At 63.2% G+C, this 18,012-nt stretch carries 17 protein-coding genes; 13 read left to right on the forward strand and 4 right to left on the reverse strand.

Translation table 11 applies throughout. The features are described from left to right. Positions 1-42: 42 nt before the first annotated feature. The 3 genes from ACEPP2_RS00530 to ACEPP2_RS00540 are packed head-to-tail and all read left to right on the forward strand — an operon-like array spanning position 43 to position 1,914. Entirely contained in the window at positions 43-723 is a 681-nt protein-coding gene (locus tag ACEPP2_RS00530) for an energy-coupling factor ABC transporter ATP-binding protein (protein WP_395515455.1), read from the forward strand. Then, complete coding sequence (locus ACEPP2_RS00535) at positions 720-1,340, forward strand: energy-coupling factor transporter transmembrane component T family protein (protein WP_142590076.1); 621 nt, start codon at positions 720-722, stop codon at positions 1,338-1,340. Before ACEPP2_RS00530 ends, ACEPP2_RS00535 begins: the two co-directional genes overlap by 4 nt. 10 nt (positions 1,341-1,350) lie before the next feature. After that, entirely contained in the window at positions 1,351-1,914 is a 564-nt protein-coding gene (locus ACEPP2_RS00540) for a biotin transporter BioY (protein WP_142590075.1), read from the forward strand. Between the two features lie 41 nt (positions 1,915-1,955). Here the strand turns inward: ACEPP2_RS00540 and ACEPP2_RS00545 are convergent, their stop codons facing one another. From ACEPP2_RS00545 to ACEPP2_RS00555, 3 genes are all read right to left on the reverse strand, one after another. After that, on the reverse strand, positions 1,956-2,546 hold the full coding sequence (locus ACEPP2_RS00545; RefSeq protein ID WP_395515456.1) for a c-type cytochrome: 591 nt from the start codon (positions 2,544-2,546) through the stop codon (positions 1,956-1,958). Then, entirely contained in the window at positions 2,546-3,802 is a 1,257-nt protein-coding gene (locus ACEPP2_RS00550; protein ID WP_395515457.1) for a PQQ-dependent sugar dehydrogenase, read from the reverse strand. Before ACEPP2_RS00550 ends, ACEPP2_RS00545 begins: the two co-directional genes overlap by 1 nt. Positions 3,803-4,022: 220 nt before the next feature. Further along, positions 4,023-4,427 carry an acyl-CoA thioesterase gene (locus ACEPP2_RS00555; RefSeq protein ID WP_235864257.1) on the reverse strand — a complete coding sequence of 135 codons (405 nt, stop codon included), beginning with the start codon at positions 4,425-4,427 and terminating at the stop codon, positions 4,023-4,025. Positions 4,428-4,555: 128 nt separating this feature from the next. On the opposite strand from ACEPP2_RS00555, the gene ACEPP2_RS00560 reads away from it, so the two are divergent. From ACEPP2_RS00560 to dxs, 8 genes are all read left to right on the forward strand, one after another. After that, complete coding sequence (locus tag ACEPP2_RS00560) at positions 4,556-5,488, forward strand: histone deacetylase family protein (RefSeq protein WP_395515458.1); 933 nt, start codon at positions 4,556-4,558, stop codon at positions 5,486-5,488. Positions 5,489-5,490: 2 nt separating this feature from the next. Beyond that, positions 5,491-5,745 carry an exodeoxyribonuclease VII small subunit gene (locus ACEPP2_RS00565; RefSeq protein ID WP_395515459.1) on the forward strand — a complete coding sequence of 85 codons (255 nt, stop codon included), beginning with the start codon at positions 5,491-5,493 and terminating at the stop codon, positions 5,743-5,745. A gap of 99 nt (positions 5,746-5,844) precedes the next feature. Next, entirely contained in the window at positions 5,845-6,825 is a 981-nt protein-coding gene (locus ACEPP2_RS00570; protein ID WP_139346226.1) for a TAXI family TRAP transporter solute-binding subunit, read from the forward strand. An 80-nt stretch (positions 6,826-6,905) separates the two neighbouring features. Continuing rightward, positions 6,906-9,017: a TRAP transporter permease gene (locus ACEPP2_RS00575; RefSeq protein ID WP_142590073.1), complete on the forward strand. Its 2,112-nt coding sequence runs from the start codon at positions 6,906-6,908 to the stop codon at positions 9,015-9,017. Continuing rightward, a complete protein-coding gene (locus ACEPP2_RS00580) occupies positions 9,014-9,391 on the forward strand; it encodes a DUF1850 domain-containing protein (protein ID WP_152340815.1) in 378 nt (125 codons plus the stop codon). The genes ACEPP2_RS00575 and ACEPP2_RS00580 overlap by 4 nt, the downstream gene beginning before the upstream one ends. Before the next feature lie 101 nt (positions 9,392-9,492). Beyond that, positions 9,493-10,596 carry a hypothetical protein gene (locus ACEPP2_RS00585; RefSeq protein WP_395515460.1) on the forward strand — a complete coding sequence of 368 codons (1,104 nt, stop codon included), beginning with the start codon at positions 9,493-9,495 and terminating at the stop codon, positions 10,594-10,596. A 74-nt stretch (positions 10,597-10,670) separates the two neighbouring features. Continuing rightward, positions 10,671-11,594: a pirin family protein gene (locus ACEPP2_RS00590; RefSeq protein ID WP_077548127.1), complete on the forward strand. Its 924-nt coding sequence runs from the start codon at positions 10,671-10,673 to the stop codon at positions 11,592-11,594. 90 nt (positions 11,595-11,684) lie between these two features. Continuing rightward, positions 11,685-13,604 (forward strand): 1-deoxy-D-xylulose-5-phosphate synthase, encoded by a 1,920-nt coding sequence (gene dxs / locus ACEPP2_RS00595; protein ID WP_395515461.1) that lies wholly within the window; start codon positions 11,685-11,687, stop codon positions 13,602-13,604. Between the two features lie 80 nt (positions 13,605-13,684). On the opposite strand, the gene ACEPP2_RS00600 is transcribed toward dxs, so the two are convergent. Then, positions 13,685-15,745: a methyl-accepting chemotaxis protein gene (locus ACEPP2_RS00600; protein ID WP_395515462.1), complete on the reverse strand. Its 2,061-nt coding sequence runs from the start codon at positions 15,743-15,745 to the stop codon at positions 13,685-13,687. 201 nt (positions 15,746-15,946) lie between these two features. On the opposite strand from ACEPP2_RS00600, the gene ACEPP2_RS00605 reads away from it, so the two are divergent. Together ACEPP2_RS00605 and ACEPP2_RS00610 are read left to right on the forward strand one after the other, a co-directional pair. Further along, the gene (locus ACEPP2_RS00605) at positions 15,947-16,699 is read left to right on the forward strand and encodes a TlyA family RNA methyltransferase (protein WP_077548130.1); all 753 of its coding nucleotides are present in this window, start codon (positions 15,947-15,949) and stop codon (positions 16,697-16,699) included. Then, positions 16,696-17,940, forward strand: coding sequence for a class I SAM-dependent RNA methyltransferase (locus ACEPP2_RS00610; RefSeq protein ID WP_395515463.1), 1,245 nt, complete (start codon positions 16,696-16,698; stop codon positions 17,938-17,940). The genes ACEPP2_RS00605 and ACEPP2_RS00610 overlap by 4 nt, the downstream gene beginning before the upstream one ends. Positions 17,941-18,012: the final 72 nt, after the last annotated feature.

Genomic DNA, 18,012 nt, shown 5'->3' on the forward strand with positions numbered 1-18,012 from the left:
ATCCGGTCTATAGGGAGCCCTCCACAGTCGAGAGGACGCAAGTTGGACGTCAGATTTCTCCAGGCAGGAGCAAGCTTCGACGGCCGCATGGCAGTGCGGCCGATCTCGGTTTCCCTGACGGAAAGGCGAATCGGGATCATCGGCCTCAATGGCTCGGGAAAGACCACCTTCGCCAGGATGATCAATGGGCTCGTCCAGCCGAGCCATGGGCGCGTGTCCGTCAACGGTTTGGACACAGCGCAAGATGGCGACGGCGTGCGCAGCCAGGTCGGCTTCATCTTCCAGAACCCCCAGAACCAGATCATCCTGCCAATCCTGCGAGAGGACGTCGAACTTGGACTTCGCGCCCAAAAGCTGACGCGAACCGAGGTGAAAGCAAAGGTCGACGGCGTGCTCGCCCGCTTCGGCATCGAGCCTCTGGCAGACCGGCGGGTGCACGAACTTTCCGGCGGCGAGCTTCAGCTTGCGGCGCTCGCATCGGTCCTGGTGACCGAGCCGGCGCTAGTGATCCTCGACGAACCGACCAACCAGCTCGACCTGCGCAATCGTCTCCTCGTCCAGAAAACAATCGACCGGCTGGAGGAGGATGTGCTCGTCATCAGCCATGATCTGGAACTCGTCGAAACATTCGATCGCGTCCTGCTCTTCCACGAAGGCCAGATCCTGATGGACGGGCTGCCGGCGGACGCGATCCGGCGCTACCGCGAGATCGCCGGGGCATGAATTCCCTCTACATCCAGGGCAGAAGCCTGCTCCATCAGCTTTCCGCGGGACCAAAACTCATCCTCGTGCTCGTGGTGAGCCTGGCGGTGTTCCTGACGCGCTCGCCGCTTATCCTCGGAGCTTCAGCGCTCGCTGGGTTTGTCCTTTATGCCTCCACCGGCATCGGCGTCAGAGCCGGCTGGATCCGCCTGCGACCAATCCTGCTGACGATCGTCGTCGTGGCGCTGGCGACCGTCCTTCTGGGTTCGGTGGAAGAGGGCATGGTGGCGCTGCTGCGGCTCACCACGCTGATGCTGGTTGCCGCCGCTGTCACCGCGACAACGCCGGTGGGTGCCTTCATCGACGTGGTTAGCCGGGCGGCGCGACCGCTGGAGCGGCTTGGCTTCGTGCGGGCCGACGACATCGGGCTTGCGGTCGGCCTCGTCATCCGCTTCGTACCGGAGGTCCTGTCTCGCTATGACCTCCTGAAGCAGGCGCATCGAGCTCGCGGGCTGAAGCTGCGCCCAACCACAGTCCTTGCGCCGCTGACGATCCAGACCCTGAAGGCCGCGGATGAGATCGCTGCCGCCATTGACGCTCGCGGCATCCGCGGGCACAAGCACTCCACCGATTCCTAGGAGCTTCCATATGAGCAGTCGCGATCTCGTTCTCGCAGCCCTCTTCGCCGCCATCATCGTGGCGCTTGGCCTCTTGCCGCCAATCATGCTCGGTTTCATCCCAGTGCCGATCACCGCACAATCGATGGGCGTGATGCTTTCCGGCGTAATCCTGGGGGCGCGCCGCGGGACCATCGCCGTGCTGCTGGTCCTGCTGCTTGCCGCCATCGGCCTGCCGGTACTCTCGGGTGGACGCGGTGGTCTTGCCGTCTTCGCTGCGCCGACAACCGGCTTCCTGATCGGCTGGGTGTTCGCTGCCTTCGTAACCGGCTATCTGTCGGAACGGTTCGTCCGCAGTTCGCAGAGCGCCATGCTGCAGACAGCCGGCTTCTTCGCAGCCGCCGTGGCGGGCGGCGTCGTCGTGCTCTACGTCTTCGGCATAAGCTATCTGGCACTTGTTTCCGGCCTGGGCTTTACCAAGGCCTTCCTCGGATCCATGGCCTTCATCCCGGGCGATGTCGTGAAGGCAGTCGTGGCCGCGCTTGCCGGCCGCGCGGTCATGGCCGGATATCCGCTGCTGCCGGCCAGAGCCTGATCGAATGAGGTGGGCGATAATCCGATCCGCCTGCGCCCACCTCACTTTACCGGAACGACCTCGAGCTTCGTTCCGGCATACCAGTCGGCGACGTCCCTGATTTCTGCGTCGCTCAGGCCCGCAGCGATCTCCGACATGATCTCGTGCTTGCGCTTGCCGCTGCGGAAAGCCTTCAACTGCGTGTCGATGTAGATCGCATTCTCCCCGGCAAGATTCGGAGCATCGTCGATGGTCGCCAGTCCATCCGCTCCATGACAGGAGACACAGGCCGCGGGCGCCATGTCTTCATTCTTGTCCGAAGGCAGCGACGCGCTCGCTTGCTGGGCCGAATACCAGGCCGCAAGATCCGCGATCGCCTGATCATCAAGCCCCTTCGCCACGACGGACATCATCTCGTGGGTGCGGGTACCGTCGCGGAAGGCCGCAAGCTGCCGCGACAGGTATGCGGCACTCTCGCCGCCGATATGGGGGGCGATCGGAATGCTGCCCACCCCGTCAATCCCGTGGCAGGTGCGGCACATCCCGGCTTTCTTCCGACCCGCTTCGACATCGCCCGCGAGTTCCTGCGCCCCGGCTACCGTGCCCTGGGTGAGGAGAACCCCACCCAGGAATGCCAGCATCACGCTTCGCATCAATTGCCCTCGTAGGAGATGCGGTAGAGGGCGCCGGCGAGGTCATCGGAGACCAGCAGAGAGCCATCGCGCAACTGCGCGACGTCAACCGGACGACCGAGATACTCGCCGTTCTCGTCGATCCAGCCTTCCGCGAAGACCTCGCTCGTGGCCTTTCCTTCCTCATCGATGAAGGTGACCATCACGCGGGCGCCGATCGGGGTCGTACGGTTCCAGGATCCGTGCTGTGCGGAGAAGATCGCGTTCTTGTACCGCGCCGGGAACATGTTGCCGGTGTAGAATGTCATCCCCAGGTCTGCGGCATGCGCTTCCATCTCGACGGCGGGCATCACAACCTCGACCGGGACCTCCTGCCCTTCATATTCCGTAGTGCGGATGGAGCCGCCACCATACCACGGATGGCCGAAGTTCTGGCCGGCTTCCGTCTGCCGGTTGATCTCGCCCGGGGGGATGTCATCGCCCATGCCGTCCACCTGGTTGTCGGTGAACCAGAGTTCACCCGTCACCGGATGGAAGTCATGCCCCACGGAATTGCGGATGCCGTAGGTATAGACCTCCCGTCCGGTCCCGTCGGTGTTCATGCGGATGATGCCGCCGATACCGTGCTCCTTGAAGGTATCGAGGCTCTCCGCAGGCGCAACGTTGAACGGCTGGCCCAGCGAGATGTAGATCTTGCCGTCGGGACCAATCTTGCAGACACGCGCCGTGTGGTTGAAGCTCTCATGCTCCGGCGGGATCAACTCGCCCTTCTTCACGAGGTTGAACGCAGCGACATCCGGGCTCTCGTAGAAGAACTCCGCAGCCGGGAACAGCAGGACACGGTTCTGCTCCGCGATGTAGAGGAACCCGTCCTTCGAGAAGCAGGGGCCGTTGGGGATCGAGAACTGCAGCGATGGCGCGAAGTCCTTCACCTCGTCGGCAACACGATCCTTGTTGCGATCGGTGACGGCCCAGACCTTGTCCTTCCTCGTCCCTACGAACGTAACAATCCCCTGCGGTCCAACCGCCATGTGACGTGCATCGGGCACGATGGCGTAGAGCTCGATCTTGAACCCCTCGGGCAGCTTGATGCGCTCAAGGTTCTTCTTGACCCCGTCGGCGAACTCGCCCTTCTGTTCAATGACGGTGAATTCGGTCGTGCCGGTGCGTTGGAAATTCGACAGCTTTTCCAGGTTGTCAGGCACGGCCGGGGTCTGTGCATATGCCAGGGTCGTCGTGACCATGAGCATGGCCGTGGACGATATCAGATGCTTCATGACTTCCTCCCAGAATGATCACGGCATCATGCATAGGCCACGCGCAGCGAGACCTACGCAGTGTGTAAACTATTTATGTATCAGGATATTTCACGGGCACTGATGCCTCCCAACACGGCGCCCTGGTGGTGATCTTGATGTCGATTGTATACCGAGTCAACGGTTTTCTCAGGCGGCTGAACCAGGGCGCGCGGGGTTCTGCTCGCAGGTCGCCGAGAGACTAATCCAGAAACTCGTATAGCCAGTCCCTCAGGTCCTCTGGGAGCGCGACGGGCTCCTTGTTCTGGCGATCGCAGGCAATCCAGAGGATCTCTGCCTCGGCCGCCGCGTCGCTTTCGCCGTCCCGGACCATGCGAACCAAGAAACCGGCAGACTTGCCGCCAATCTTGCTGACATGAACATCCATCCGAACCTGATCGTGCAGGCGCAGGGCGGCGTGGAAGCTGCAGGTGATCTTGCCGACCGTGAAATGGAGTTCGTCTGCCGCCGCCGGGCGCCGCTTCCAGAAGGAGGCCAGCGCTTCCTCCGCCCTCGCGACGTAAGCCGACTTGAACATCTCGCCATGCATGTCGACGTCCCGGAACGGGACCTGAAACTCGATGAAATCTGCGGGCTGTCTATCCACGGCACCTTCCAGGCATGACCTGATCATGTAAGCCCATTCTTTGCCCTCAAACAAGCGCGGCTGCGCAGTTGCTTGAAATGGAGCGTGATCTGCGCCATCTCGTGGCAAACCGGAATACGAGGGTCCGAATGTCCACCCGCCTTTACGAACACGACATCTTCCTGGAGCACCGGACGCCGGAAGGTCATCCGGAACGCGCCGACCGGCTGCGTTCGCTGGCTATCGCGCTCCAGCATCCCAATTTCGAAAAGCTGGACCGGAAGAAGGCGCCGCAGGCAAGCGAGGATGCGGTGCTGCTTGCCCATCCCGAGGAGCACCTGCGGGCGGTGGTGCGCGAGATCCCGGAAGAGGACGAGGTTCACCAGATCGAGGCCGATACCTACGTCGGTCCACGAAGCCTGGAGGCGGCGCTGACCGGCGTCGGTGCGGCCACGGCAGCCGTGGATGACGTGTTCACTGGTGCCGCCGACAATGTCTTCGTTGCTGCGCGCCCTCCGGGCCATCACGCCGAAAAGACCAAAGCGATGGGCTTCTGCCTTTTCAACAACGCCGCGATTGCCGCACGTCACGCACAGAAGACCTATGGCGTGGAGCGGGTGGCGATCGTCGACTGGGACGTCCATCATGGCAACGGAACGCAGGACATCTTCTGGGATGACCCATCCGTGCTGTTCTGCTCCACCCATCAGATGCCGCTCTATCCGTGGACGGGCGCGAAGGACGAGACCGGCACGAAGGGTAATATTGTCAACGCACCGCTGGAAAAGGATTCCGCCAGTGAGCATTTCCGGGAAGCGTTCAAGAGCCGCGTGATACCCGCGCTTGAGAACTTTCGCCCCGACTTCCTGATCATCTCGGCCGGGTTTGACGCGCATCATCGAGACCCGCTGGCGCAGATCAACCTCGTCGGCGACGATTTCGACTGGGCGACCGGGCGTCTCATGGAAATAGCGGGGAAATATGCCGGGAACCGGCTTATCAGCCTGCTGGAGGGTGGCTATGATCTGGAAGGCTTGGCGGAATCAGCCGGGCTGCACATCTGCAGACTGATGAAGGGCTGAACATGACCGAGACCGCGGAAACCATCGACGTCAGCGGCTACACCTTCGAGAAGGCCGTAGCGGAGCTCGAGAGCATCGTTGCGCGGCTGGAACGGGGTGACGTGGCGCTGGACGAGTCCATCGCCATCTACGAACGCGGCGAAGCCTTGAAGAATCACTGCGAGAAACTTCTTGCCGCGGCAGAGAACCGAATCGAGAAAATCCGCCTCGACCGAGCAGGCAAACCGCAGGGCGTGGAACCCCTCGACGGCGAGTGAACACGGCATTAGTTCAAGCTTGTAAGAAGTTTGCCCCACTTCGGGCACAAAGCGATTGACGACCCCCTTCCAGTTCCGCATGTTTAGCGTCTGCTGACGATGGCTTTGGGAGGAACAATCGTGAAATCAAGCAAAATCAACCTCGTGCTCGCCGCCACCCTGGCGGTTTCCGCCACTTTCGCATCCACGGGAGCCAGGGCGCAGGAGTTCATCAACGTCCTGACCGGCGGCACCTCGGGCGTCTACTATCCGCTGGGCGTTGCTCTTTCGGAAATCTATGGAGAGAAGATCGAGGGCGTCCGCACACAGGTGCAAGCAACCAAGGCATCCGTCGAAAACCTCAACCTGCTGCAGGCCGGCCGCGGAGAGATCGGCTTCGCGCTCGGTGACTCCGTCCAGATGGGCTGGGAAGGCAACACCGAGGCAGGGTTCCCCGGCAAGCTCGACAAGCTGCGCGGTATCGCAGCGATCTATCCGAACTACATCCAGATCGTCGCCAGCCAGGAGTCGGGCGTGAAGTCGCTGGCCGACCTGAAGGGCAAGAGCCTGTCCGTCGGCGCACCGAAGTCGGGAACGGAGCTGAATGCCCGGGCGATCTTCGAAGCTGCAGGCATGTCATATGAGGACCTCGGCAAGACAGAATACCTCCCGTTTGCGGAATCCGTTGAACTGATCAAGAACCGCCAGCTCGACGCGACACTGCAGTCGGCCGGCCTCGGGGTTGCCTCGATCCGCGACCTCGCAACCTCCTTGCCGATCAACGTAGTTGCCGTTCCGGCGGCGGATGTCGAAAAGATCGGCGCCCCCTATATGGCGGTGACTATCCCCGCCGGCACCTATGACGGCCAGACCGAAGACGTTCCGACGGCAGCCGTCGGCAACTTCCTCATCACCCATGAGGGGGTTTCGGAAGAGACCGCCTATCAGATGACGAAACTGCTGTTCGAGAACCTCGACCGCCTCGCAGCATCGCACGCTGCGGCAAAGGCAATTGACCCGAAGAAGGCGCTCGACGGCATGCCCGTTCCGCTTCATCCCGGCGCTGAGCGCTACTACAAAGAAGCCGGGCTGATGCAGTAAGGTCAGGAACGCATCGATCCCCGTGGCTGTGAAAGCAGCCGCGGGGATTTCTGTTTCAGCTTTCGGGTGACGAGGAACGAATGAGCGATCTTGCAGCAGTGGAGAGCAAGCCTGCCCCGCATAGTGCGGAAGAGGCAATCGAGGGCCTGCCTTCTGGCTTCGGCAGCGGCATGGCCGGCCGGATCGCCTTCTGGATCGCCTTTACCTTCTCGCTGTTCCAGCTCTGGACCGCCGCCTACGGCACTCTGCCGAGCCAGGTCGTAAGGGCCATGCATGTGGGCTTCCTGCTGTTGCTGGGCTTCGTGCTCTTCGGCAACCTAGTCGCTAAGACGAAGGCCGGGAAGGTCTGGTTCTGGTCGCTCGGGATCCTCGGCTTCCTGACCGGCATCTACAACTGGGTCTTCTACGAGCAACTCATTCTGCGCAGCGGGTTCCATACGCCGCTCGACCTGACCGTCGCGACGGTGATGATCGTGCTGGTCTTCGAAGGTGCGCGGCGACTGATGGGGCTGCCGCTGACGATCATTGCCGCCATTTTCCTCGCCTATTGCTTCTTCGGCCAGTATTTTCCGCCGCCCTTCATCCATCGCGGCTACGATTTCGAACTGATCGTCGAGCATTTCGGCTTCGGCACCGAAGGCATCTACGGCACGCCCATCTATGTCTCCGCGGCCTATATCTTCATCTTCGTCGTCTTCGCAGCCTTCCTGGAGCGCGCCGGCATGCTGGCGCTGTTCAATGATTTTGCACTTGGACTGGTCGGCACCTGGCGCGGTGGGCCCGCGCAGGTCTGCGTGATGTCCTCGGCGCTGATGGGTACGATTTCCGGCTCCGGCGTCGCCAATGTCGTGGCCAGCGGCCAGTTCACCATTCCCCTGATGAAGCGGTTTGGCTTCCGCTCGTCCTTCGCTGGCGGGGTGGAGGCGACCTCCTCCATGGGCGGACAGATCATGCCGCCGGTGATGGGCGCGGTTGCCTTCATCATGGCCGAGACGCTGAACGTGCCCTATGCGGACATCGTCAAGGCGGCCCTGATCCCTGCCATTCTCTATTTCGGGGTCTGCTTCTGGACCGTGTTCCTGGAAGCCGGCAAGGCCGGTCTGCGCGGCATGGACAGGGCGGAACTGCCTAATCCCTGGCATGCAGTCAGGGAACACTGGCCCCTGGTCCTGCCGCTCGCCGTCCTCGTCTATCTGCTATTTGCCGGCTACACGCCGATCTTCGCAGGCACGATGGGACTGGCGCTGGTGGTCGTGCTGATCCTCGGCATGCCGCTAGCCGCGTCGATCGGCCCCTTCGTCTTCCGGCTGGTGTTCTGGCTGGCGGTGGGTCTTGCTGCCGCATCCTTCCTGAAGTTCGGCGTAAACTTCCTGGCGCTCGTGATCCTCGCACTCATTGCCGCCTGCTTCTTCGTCAAGGGAGGCCGCGAAACTCTCGGGATCTGCCGCGACGCCATGGCGGAAGGGGCAAAGAACGCGCTGCCTGTCGGCATCGCCTGCGCCATCGTCGGCATCGTCATCGGCACGCTGACCCTGACCGGCATTGCCTCGACCTTCATCGGCTTCATCATCCGGGTGGGGGAGGACAACCTGTTCCTGTCGCTGGTGCTGACGATGATCACGTGCCTCATTCTCGGCATGGGCATCCCGACCATCCCGAACTACATCATCACCTCGTCCCTCGCGGGCCCTGCCCTGCTGGAACTCGGTGTGCCGCTTCTCGTCTCCCACATGTTCGTCTTCTATTTCGGGATCATGGCCGACCTGACGCCGCCGGTGGCGCTCGCCTGCTTTGCCGCGGCGCCGATGGCCAAGACATCGGGATTGAAGATATCGATCCAGGCCACCAAGCTTGCAGCAGCGGGCTTCATCGTGCCCTTCATGGCGGTCTACACGCCGGCCCTGATGCTGCAGGATGCCGGGCCGATCGCCGCGGCCTGGGGATATCCCGTGGAGGTGGCCTACATCTTCGTCAAGGCCTGCTTCGGCATCGCCCTCTGGGGCGTTGCCGTCGTAGGCTTCCTCTTCGCTCCGCTGGCGATGTGGGAGCGGGTTCTGGCCTTCGCTGCCGGGGCCTCCGTCGTGCTCGCCCTTCCCTGGACCGACGAACTCGGCTGGGCGCTCGGCATCATCATGGTGGGTCAGCACTGGCTGCGGGCGCGGCGATCGTCGCCTCCTGTCGCCGTACCGTGAGCCTCTGCGTGCTGGCGGGCGGCAAGACCATCGCGCTTGCCATCTCCGCCTTCACCCTGTCCTGGACACATTCCGTCGAGAAGACGGAATGGCGGGAGCACTGGGAGCTGACGCCGGCGGGGCTGGAACTCGCGGAAGCTGCCGTGAAGGGATCGGGGGCGGGCATGGAGCCCGGGCCTGACGCCGTATTGCGAGAAGGCTGGTGGGTCTGGGAGCCGGGACTGGCGCCCCAGCAACGGATCTCACTTGCAGCCTCCGGCGCGACCGGAAGGGGATGGACGCTCTGCCACGACAGTGGCTGCATGGAGCTCGGAGCCGCGGCCGGCGACGCGGTCGTCCTCGTACCCTGCACCCAGCCTTCAGGGAAGCCATAACGTCATCTTCACCATAACCAGGAATTCATCAGCGGGTGTCAACCCGTTCTTGAGGTTCACGCCCTAAGGCTGCAGCGCAGACATCCGGGCGCGGGAGCCAAATGGGCAGGATACGAGCACTGACGGAGAGTGACGCTGGAGCCGTGGCAGCGCTCTTCCAGCGCGTCTTTCGCCGGCAGAACACGCCGCCACCCGCCGCTTTGCTTGCGGACATCCGCGCCGTCTATCTCGATGACGAGGCCTGCGCCCCGGAACTGCCATCCCTGGTGCATGTCGAGGACGATGGAGCGCTGAGCGGCTTCATCGGACGGCACGTGCTGGCCATGACGCTCGACGACAGGCCGCTCCACATGGCGCTCTGCAGCTCCATCATGGTCGATGCGGAAAGAACCGGACCACTTTCCGGTGCCAAGCTGCTGAAGGCAGCGCTGGAGGGACCCCAAGACCTTTCCTTTACCGATACCGCCAGCGATGTTTCCCTGCGCATGTGGCGGGGCCTGGGCGGTGTAGCCCTTCCCCAACACAGCCTGGACTGGGTCCGCATCGTCGACCCGGCGATGGCCCTGCTGGATGGTGCCGGTTACCGTCTTTCGTTCCTCAGCCATCTGAAACCTCTGGCCCGAATGGCAGGTCGCAGTGTTCGCAGCCGCGTCCGGACCGATCCACTGCGTTGGGCGGCTTTCCCGGATAACCAGAAGGCGGTGACGACACGAACCATCGAGCCGGAAGAGTTCGCCGACATCTTCGGGACCTGTATCCGGCACCTTTCGCTACGGCCCGCCTGGCCAGCAGAAGAAACCGCCCGACTAGCCCGCAAGGCGATGACAAAGCCGGCTTACGGCGAAGCTGTCATCATCGGCATGTTCGACCGGAGACAGACGGCAATCGGTGCCAGCTTCTACCACGTTCGAGCGGGCTCCAGTGCCCGGGTCCTGCAGCTTCTTGCCCTGCCGGGGCAGGAAGGACCGGTCCTCGATGCGGTCCTGGTCGATGCGGCGGCACGGGGAGCCAGCCTTGTGCGGGGTCGCATGCAACCGGCATTCATGAACGCCATGCTCGGCCGCCGCCTAGCACTCGTCAACACCGGGTCCAGCATCGTCCATTCCCGCGATGAAGCTCTTCTGGAAAAGGCCAGATCCGGTGACGCCTTCCTCAATGGACTGGCGGGCGAACAATGGAGCCGCATGATCGGCGGCGCGAGCTAAGCCTTCCCCTTACCAATGCGCCAAACTGGCAAAGACGGCTGCTTTCCGCTACGGTTCCGCTACAGGAGCCCGCCATGTCCTTCTTTCCCGGAACAGATCCACAAGCCGGCGATCGCTTTGCCTGCGACGCCATCGAGAACCTGATCATCCCGCGATCGAGCGACATCGGCGGCTTTGCTGTCCGCCGCGCGCTGCCGAGCCGTCAGCGTCGCCTCGTCGGCCCCTTCATCTTCTTCGACCGCATGGGCCCGGCGCTGCTGCGCGCCGGTGAAGCCCTCGACGTCAAGCCGCATCCGCATATCGGCCTTTCCACCGTCACCTACCTCTTCGACGGTGAGATCAAGCACCGCGACAGTCTCGGCACCGAACTGGTGATCCGGCCGGGCGACATCAACCTGATGACGGCAGGACGCGGGATCGTCCATTCGGAGCGGACGCCGGAGAACCTGCGCGGGCGACCGCTCTCCGTCTCCGGTCTGCAGACCTGGCTCGCCCTGCCAGATGACCGGGAGGAGATCGACCCCGCCTTCTCCCATACCGGTTTCGAAGCCATGCCGGCGATCGACAGTGATGGAGCGAGCGGCCGGGTGGTGATTGGTAACTTCGCCGGCCTCTCATCGCCGGTTCCGGTCTTCACCGACACGCTCTACGTGGATCTCCGTCTCGCGCCGGCCCGGCGCTTTCCCTTTCCGGCAGCCCACGAGGAGCGAGCGGTCTACATCCTTTCCGGCGAGCTCAACGTGGCGGGCGACGGGTTCGCCGCAGATCAGTTGCTCGTCTTCCGCCCCGGCGACGAGATTACTCTCGAAGCAGGCCCACAGGGCTGCCACCTGATGCTCGTCGGCGGTGCCGCACTCAACTCCAAGCGCTATATCTGGTGGAACTTTGTCTCCTCCTCGCGTGACAGGATCGAGAAGGCGAAGGAAGAGTGGCGAACCGGACGCTTCGACATCGTGCCGGGAGACGAAGAAGAGTTTGTGCCCTTGCCCAATATGTGAAATCCGCTAAGGCATTTACTTGAAAAAGCCTCGTTCCTCCTCATTTTGAGGGACAAGCACTTCCGGAAAGAGCAGAAAAGGCCAGACTCCGTGACATCTCTTCCCCAGACTCCCCTCCTCGATGCGGTCAAGTTCCCGGCCGACCTCAGGATGATCGAGGATCGCGACCTGCCGCAACTCGCACGCGAGGTGCGGGACGAGATGATCGATGCGGTGTCTAAGACAGGTGGCCATCTGGGGGCCGGACTTGGCGTGGTAGAACTGACCATCGCTATCCACAAGGTCTTCAACACGCCGGACGACCGGCTGATCTTCGATGTGGGACACCAGTGCTACCCGCACAAGATTCTGACGGGGCGCCGCGACCGGATTCGCACACTGCGCCAGGAGAACGGGCTCTCCGGCTTCACCCGCCGCGCCGAGAGCGACTACGACCCGTTCGGGGCCGCCCATTCATCGACCTCGATTTCAGCAGGCCTTGGGATGGCGGTGGCCGCCGACCTCTCCGGGTCGAAACGGCACGTAATCGCGGTGATCGGCGACGGAGCGATGTCGGCCGGCATGGCCTATGAAGCGCTTAATAATGCCGGGGCCCTCGACGCACGCCTGATCGTCATCCTCAACGACAACGACATGTCGATCGCGCCGCCGACGGGTGCGATGAGCGCCTATCTCGCGCGCTTGGCCTCCGGACGCACTTATATGGGCGTGCGGGAGATCGGCAAGAAACTGACGGCCTACCTCGGCAAGGGCTTCGACCGCGCCATCACCCGCGCGGTGGAGCATGCTCGCGGCTATGTGACCGGCGGCACCATGTTCGAAGAGATGGGCTTCTACCATATCGGCCCGATCGACGGTCACTCCTTCGAACATCTTCTCCCGGTGCTGCGCAATGTCCGCGACAACGGACAGGGACCGGTGCTCATCCATGTCTGCACCCAGAAAGGCAAGGGCTACCCCCCGGCGGAGGCAGCCGCCGACAAGTACCACGGCGTCAACAAGTTCGACGTCATTACCGGCACACAGGCCAAGGCGAAACCCAATGCGCCGAGCTACACGAGCGTCTTCGGCGAGTCGCTGGTGCAGGAGGCAAGGTTCGACGAGAATATCGTCGGCATCACCGCCGCCATGCCGAACGGCACCGGTATCGACAAGCTGGCCGAGGTGTTCCCCTCGCGGACCTTCGACGTCGGCATTGCCGAGCAGCATGCGGTAACATTCGCTGCCGGCCTCGCGGCGGAAGGCTTCAAACCGTTCTGCGCACTCTATTCCACGTTCCTGCAGCGCGGCTATGACCAGGTCGTTCATGACGTGGCGATCCAGGGCCTGCCGGTCCGCTTCCCGATCGACCGGGCAGGTTTTGTCGGCGCCGACGGCCCAACCCATGCCGGCTCCTTCGACACGACCTTCCTCGCCACCTTGCCCGGCATGGTGGTGATGGCGGCCGCCGACGAGGCGGAGCTCAAGCACATGGTGCGGACAGCTGCGGCCTATGACGAAGGGCCGATCTCCTTCCGTTACCCGCGCGGCGAAGGCGTCGGCGTCGAGCTACCGGAACGGGGCCAGATCCTGGAGATCGGCAAGGGCCGGATCGTCAAGGAAGGCTCCAAGGTCGCCCTGCTTTCCTTCGGAACGCGTCTGAAAGACTGTCTGCTGGCGGCCGAGGACCTCGATGCGGCCGGCCTGTCGACAACCGTGGCGGACGCCCGCTTCGCCAAGCCGCTCGATCACGACCTGATCCGCCAACTTGCGCGCCATCATGAGGTGCTGATCACCATTGAAGAAGGGGCCATCGGCGGCTTCGGCGCCCATGTCCTGCACTTCCTGGCCACGGAAGGGCTGCTTGACCAAGGGCTCAAGGTCAGGCCGATGGTGCTGCCGGATGTTTGGATGGAGCAGGCGAGCCCGGACGCGATGTATGCAAAGGCAGGACTCGATCGCGCCGGGATCGTCACCACCGTCTTCAACGCCCTCGGGCAAAAGGGACTGGGACTTGGCGCTGCCGGGTGACATTGCGCTCTTCCCTTTCGTGAAAAGGAAAACGGCCGGGATGACCCGGCCGTTTCTTTTTTCCTACTGCCCGCGAGGCGTCAGAATTCCTCCCAGTTGTCCTCGCTCGGCTTCGCTGCAGCGGAGGCGCCACCAAAGGCTGCCGATAGCTTCCCGTGCAGGGCGCTGGCCGGCGAGGGAGCGGGACGTGAGGCCGGCGTCGCGGCAGCCGGCTTTAGGCCCGAGACCGGCTTAACCGTTGGCTTGGAAGCTGCTGGAGCGACGCGCTGAGGAGCGGCCGTCGAAACAGCTGGTTTCGGGGCTGTCGGTCTGGAAGACGTATTCGCCGCACCGCCCGCAGAGCGACCCGTCACCTGCCCGCCGAGGTTGAACTGACGCAGCAGCGAGTTCAGGGACTCCGCCTCACTCGCCAGCGAATGGCTGGCCGCCGTCTGCTGCTCCACCATGGCGGCATTCTGCTGCGTGCCCTGGTCCATCGTGTTGACGGCGACATTGATCTCCTGGAGACCAGTGGACTGCTCGCGAGTGGAGATGACGATCGCCTTGATGTGCTCGTTGATCTCCTGAACCTCGCCGACGATCGCCTCCAGCGCCTTGCCGGTCTCGCCAACCAGGGCGACGCCCGAGTCCACGTGCTCGCCCGATGTGGTGATCAGCGACTTGATCTCCTTCGCCGCATTGGCAGAGCGCTGGGCGAGTTCGCGGACTTCCTGCGCCACGACCGCGAAACCCTTGCCAGCGTCTCCAGCCCGGGCAGCCTCGACGCCCGCGTTGAGCGCGAGCAGGTTGGTCTGGAAGGCGATGTCGTCGATAACGCTGATGATGTTGATGATCTCGCTGGAAGACTTGGAGATTTGCTCCATGGCGGAGACCGCCTTGCGAACGACTTCGCCGGACTTCTCGGCGCCGACGCGGGCGCGCTCCACGCGTTGGCCCACATCCTCGGCGCGCTTTGCGGCATCCTTGACGGTCGTGGTAACCTCTTCCAGAGCCGCTGCCGTTTCCTCGACGGAAGCCGCCTGCTGTTCGGTGCGGCGCGCCAGATCATCGGCGGCCGTGCGCACTTCCTCGGCGCCAGCATTGATTGCCGCGGCATTTGCGCCAACCGACTGCAGCGCTGCCTGGAGCTTGGAAACGGCCTCGTTGAAGTCCACACGCAGACGATCGAGATTGCCGGTGAAGGGCGTGTCGATACGATAAGCCACGTCGCCGTTTGCCAAGCTGGAAAGACCCGCCGCAAGGGTGTTCACCGCAAACTCCAGTTGTCCGGATTCCTGCGCCTTGATCTCGTCATTGCTCATCCGTTCGCGATCGGCAGCCGCCCGTATGGCTTCACTCTCCTGCTCGAGACGGATCTTCTCGATTGCCGCATCCTTGAAGACGGCAACGGCATTGGCCATTTCGCCGACCTCGTCACCGCGTCCAAGCGCCGGCACCTCGATGTTGTTGTTGCCCGCGGCGAGCTGGGTCATCGCCCGGGTCATGCCGACGATGGGGGTGACGATCGCCCGCGACAGGGCCCATACTAGCCCGGTTGCGATCAGACCTGCCGCGGCGCCACCGAAGAGCAGCGCCAGCATGATGTCCCACTGGGCGCTCTTCTGGTTCGCCTGAAGCGATGCGACCAGCGCGCCGGCATCCTGCTTGATCTTTGCCGCGCTTTCGCGGAACGCATCGAGCTGGCCCCTTGACTGGTTCCTGCCGATCTCGATGATCTCCTCGATAGCCGCATCGGTATTCTTGCGCGCGGAAAGCTGCGGCTCGCTCAGTTGCGCGTGAAAGACGTCCGCGGCTGCCCGCATCTGGTCGAGCGATGCGATCAGGCCCGGTTGTCCGGCGGCTGCCTTCTTGGCCTCGTCGATTGCGGCGATCATCTTCTCGCGCTGGGCGAAGACTTCGTTATAGGTGCTGTCGCTGCGGAAAAGCAGGAAGCCGCGCTGGTTGACCGCCTGCTCGAGCATGGCTTCGAGAGCGTTATCGACGTGATGCAGGATTTCCTGCGCCTGCGCCTGCTCTTCTGAGGCGCGCGTGGATTTCACGACCTGCCAGAACACGACCGCAGAAGCGAGCAGGCAGACGGACATCACCGCGAAGAATGTGCCAATGAGCTTCTTGTTGAGGGACAGATTCTTGAGCGACATGGGCTTCCCGTGCGTGAGTATGCAACGAATTCGAACGAGCCGAAGTCATTTCGGGCAGTCGGGAGACAGCAGCGCCGGAGGATGGCGCTCCAAGCACTCAACCGGACGCGGCTTAAAATTCGATTGATATTTTGTGCAACCTTTGGGGCCGCAGGCGGTCGCACCGCTTGCATCGCGCTCGAAAGGGTCCCAAGGAGAGGCATGCTCACTCATCCGCCACAACGGCTCGATCAGCTTCTTCTATCCCTCGGTTTGTTCGGCAGCCGTTCCCGTGCCCGGGACGCAATCGTGCGCGGCACAGTGAAGGTGAACGGCCAGGTCGTCAGCAAGCCTGGCCAGACTTTTCCCGAAGATGCGACGATCGAGATCGACGACCCCGCTCAGGACTACGTTTCCCGGGCGGCTCTGAAACTGGTGGCAGCACTGGATCACTTCCACCTCGATCCTGCCGGCCGCAGTTGCCTCGACGTGGGCGCCTCGACTGGAGGGTTCACCCAGGTCCTGCTGCAGCGGGGAGCAGCGCATGTGACGGCGATCGACGTCGGGCACGGGCAGATGCACCCAACCATTGCGGACGATCCGCGGGTGACGAGCATCGAAGGCCTGAACGCGCGTGCGCTGTGTGCCGATGATCTGGACGGACGACCGATCGACTTCATCGTCTCCGACGTTTCCTTCATCTCGCTCAGGCTGGCACTGCCGCCGGCGTTGAAACTCGCAGGGTCGAAGGCCATATGCGTGCTTCTCGTCAAGCCGCAGTTCGAGGCTGGCCGCGAGGCGATCGGCAAGGGCGGCCTCCTGAAGGAGCCGGATAGCGGCCCCGCGGTCGCTGCGACGCTAGAGACCTGGCTGACGCACGACATGGGCTGGCGGAGCCTCGGGCTCATCCCCTCCCCCATCGCCGGCGGCGACGGCAATCAGGAATACCTGCTGGCAGGAACGAAAGAGACATGAGTACGCTGACGGTAACCATCAATCGGCTCGGCGCCCATGGACACGGCATAGCCAACACAGCCGAAGGACCAGTCTACGTGCCACATGCCCTGCCGGGCGAGACGGTGGCGATTGCCCGCAACGGCAGCCATGGAACACTTCTTTCGACAGCGATCTCCTCCCCGGATCGGGTTGCGCCTCTCTGTCGCCACTTCGATCCTGACCGCGACGCCTGCGGCGGCTGCTCGTTGCAACATCTTGCAGAGCAACCCTATATGGATTTCAAGCGCGATCTCGTCGTGGAGGCGTTGCGGAGCAAGGGCCTTACGCCGCATGTCGAGCCGCTCGTCACCTGTGATCTCGGGCAGCGCCGCCGAACGGTGTTCTCTGCCCGCCGGACGGACAAGGGTCTCCTGCTCGGCTTCAATCGCGCCGAGACGAACCACATAATCTCCGTCGAGGAGTGTCCCGTTGCAGCCCCTGCGATCATGGCGCAACTCGACGCCCTGCGCTCGATTGCAGCTGCCCTTACCGGTGGTTCGGAGAGCTTCCGCTTGACCGTGCTGGAAACCCTTGCCGGTCTCGATGTGGCGGCCGAGGGCGTGAAGCCCCTCGACGAGAAACGACGGCGTGCGGCAATCGAGACGGTGATGCGGCTCAGCGCCATCGCCCGTGTCTCCGTGAACGGCGAGATCCTCATCGAGCCCCGCAAGCCGCTGGTCGACTTCGGCGGCGTGCTGGCGGCGCCGCCGCCCGGGGCTTTCATGCAGGCCACGAAGGAGGCAGAGGATGCGATGGCCGCTCTCGTGCTTGCCCATATCGGCAAGGCGAAGCGCGTGCTCGACCTGTTCGCGGGTTCCGGGACATTTGCTCTGCGCCTGGCGCGTACGGCGCGGGTGCATGCCGTCGAGGGCGAGGACAAGCCGCTCAAGGCGCTCGACCTCGCAGCTCGCACCACCCCGGGCCTCAAGCCCGTGACGGTGGAGAAGCGCGACCTCTTCCGCCGGCCTCTCACGGCGCAGGAACTGAAGGTCTATGATGCGGTCGTATTCGATCCGCCGCGGGCGGGTGCCGAGGCGCAAGTCAGGGAACTGGCTCGTGCGGGCGTGAAGAAGGTGGCGGCAGTGAGCTGCAATCCCCTCACCCTGGCGCGCGACCTCAGGCTGCTTGTCGATCAAGGCTACGAGATCCGGTCGGTCATCCCGGTAGACCAGTTCCTCTGGTCACCCCACGTGGAAGCAGTCGCGCTTCTGCAACGCTGAAGCCACGCAAGCCTCACAACTTCACGCATCCGCAGATTGAATATGCGGTTGGTTGTATCCACCATCCCTCAA

It is taken from the genome of Pseudorhizobium flavum, from assembly GCF_044142885.1.
Classification (GTDB): domain Bacteria; phylum Pseudomonadota; class Alphaproteobacteria; order Rhizobiales; family Rhizobiaceae; genus Neorhizobium; species Neorhizobium flavum.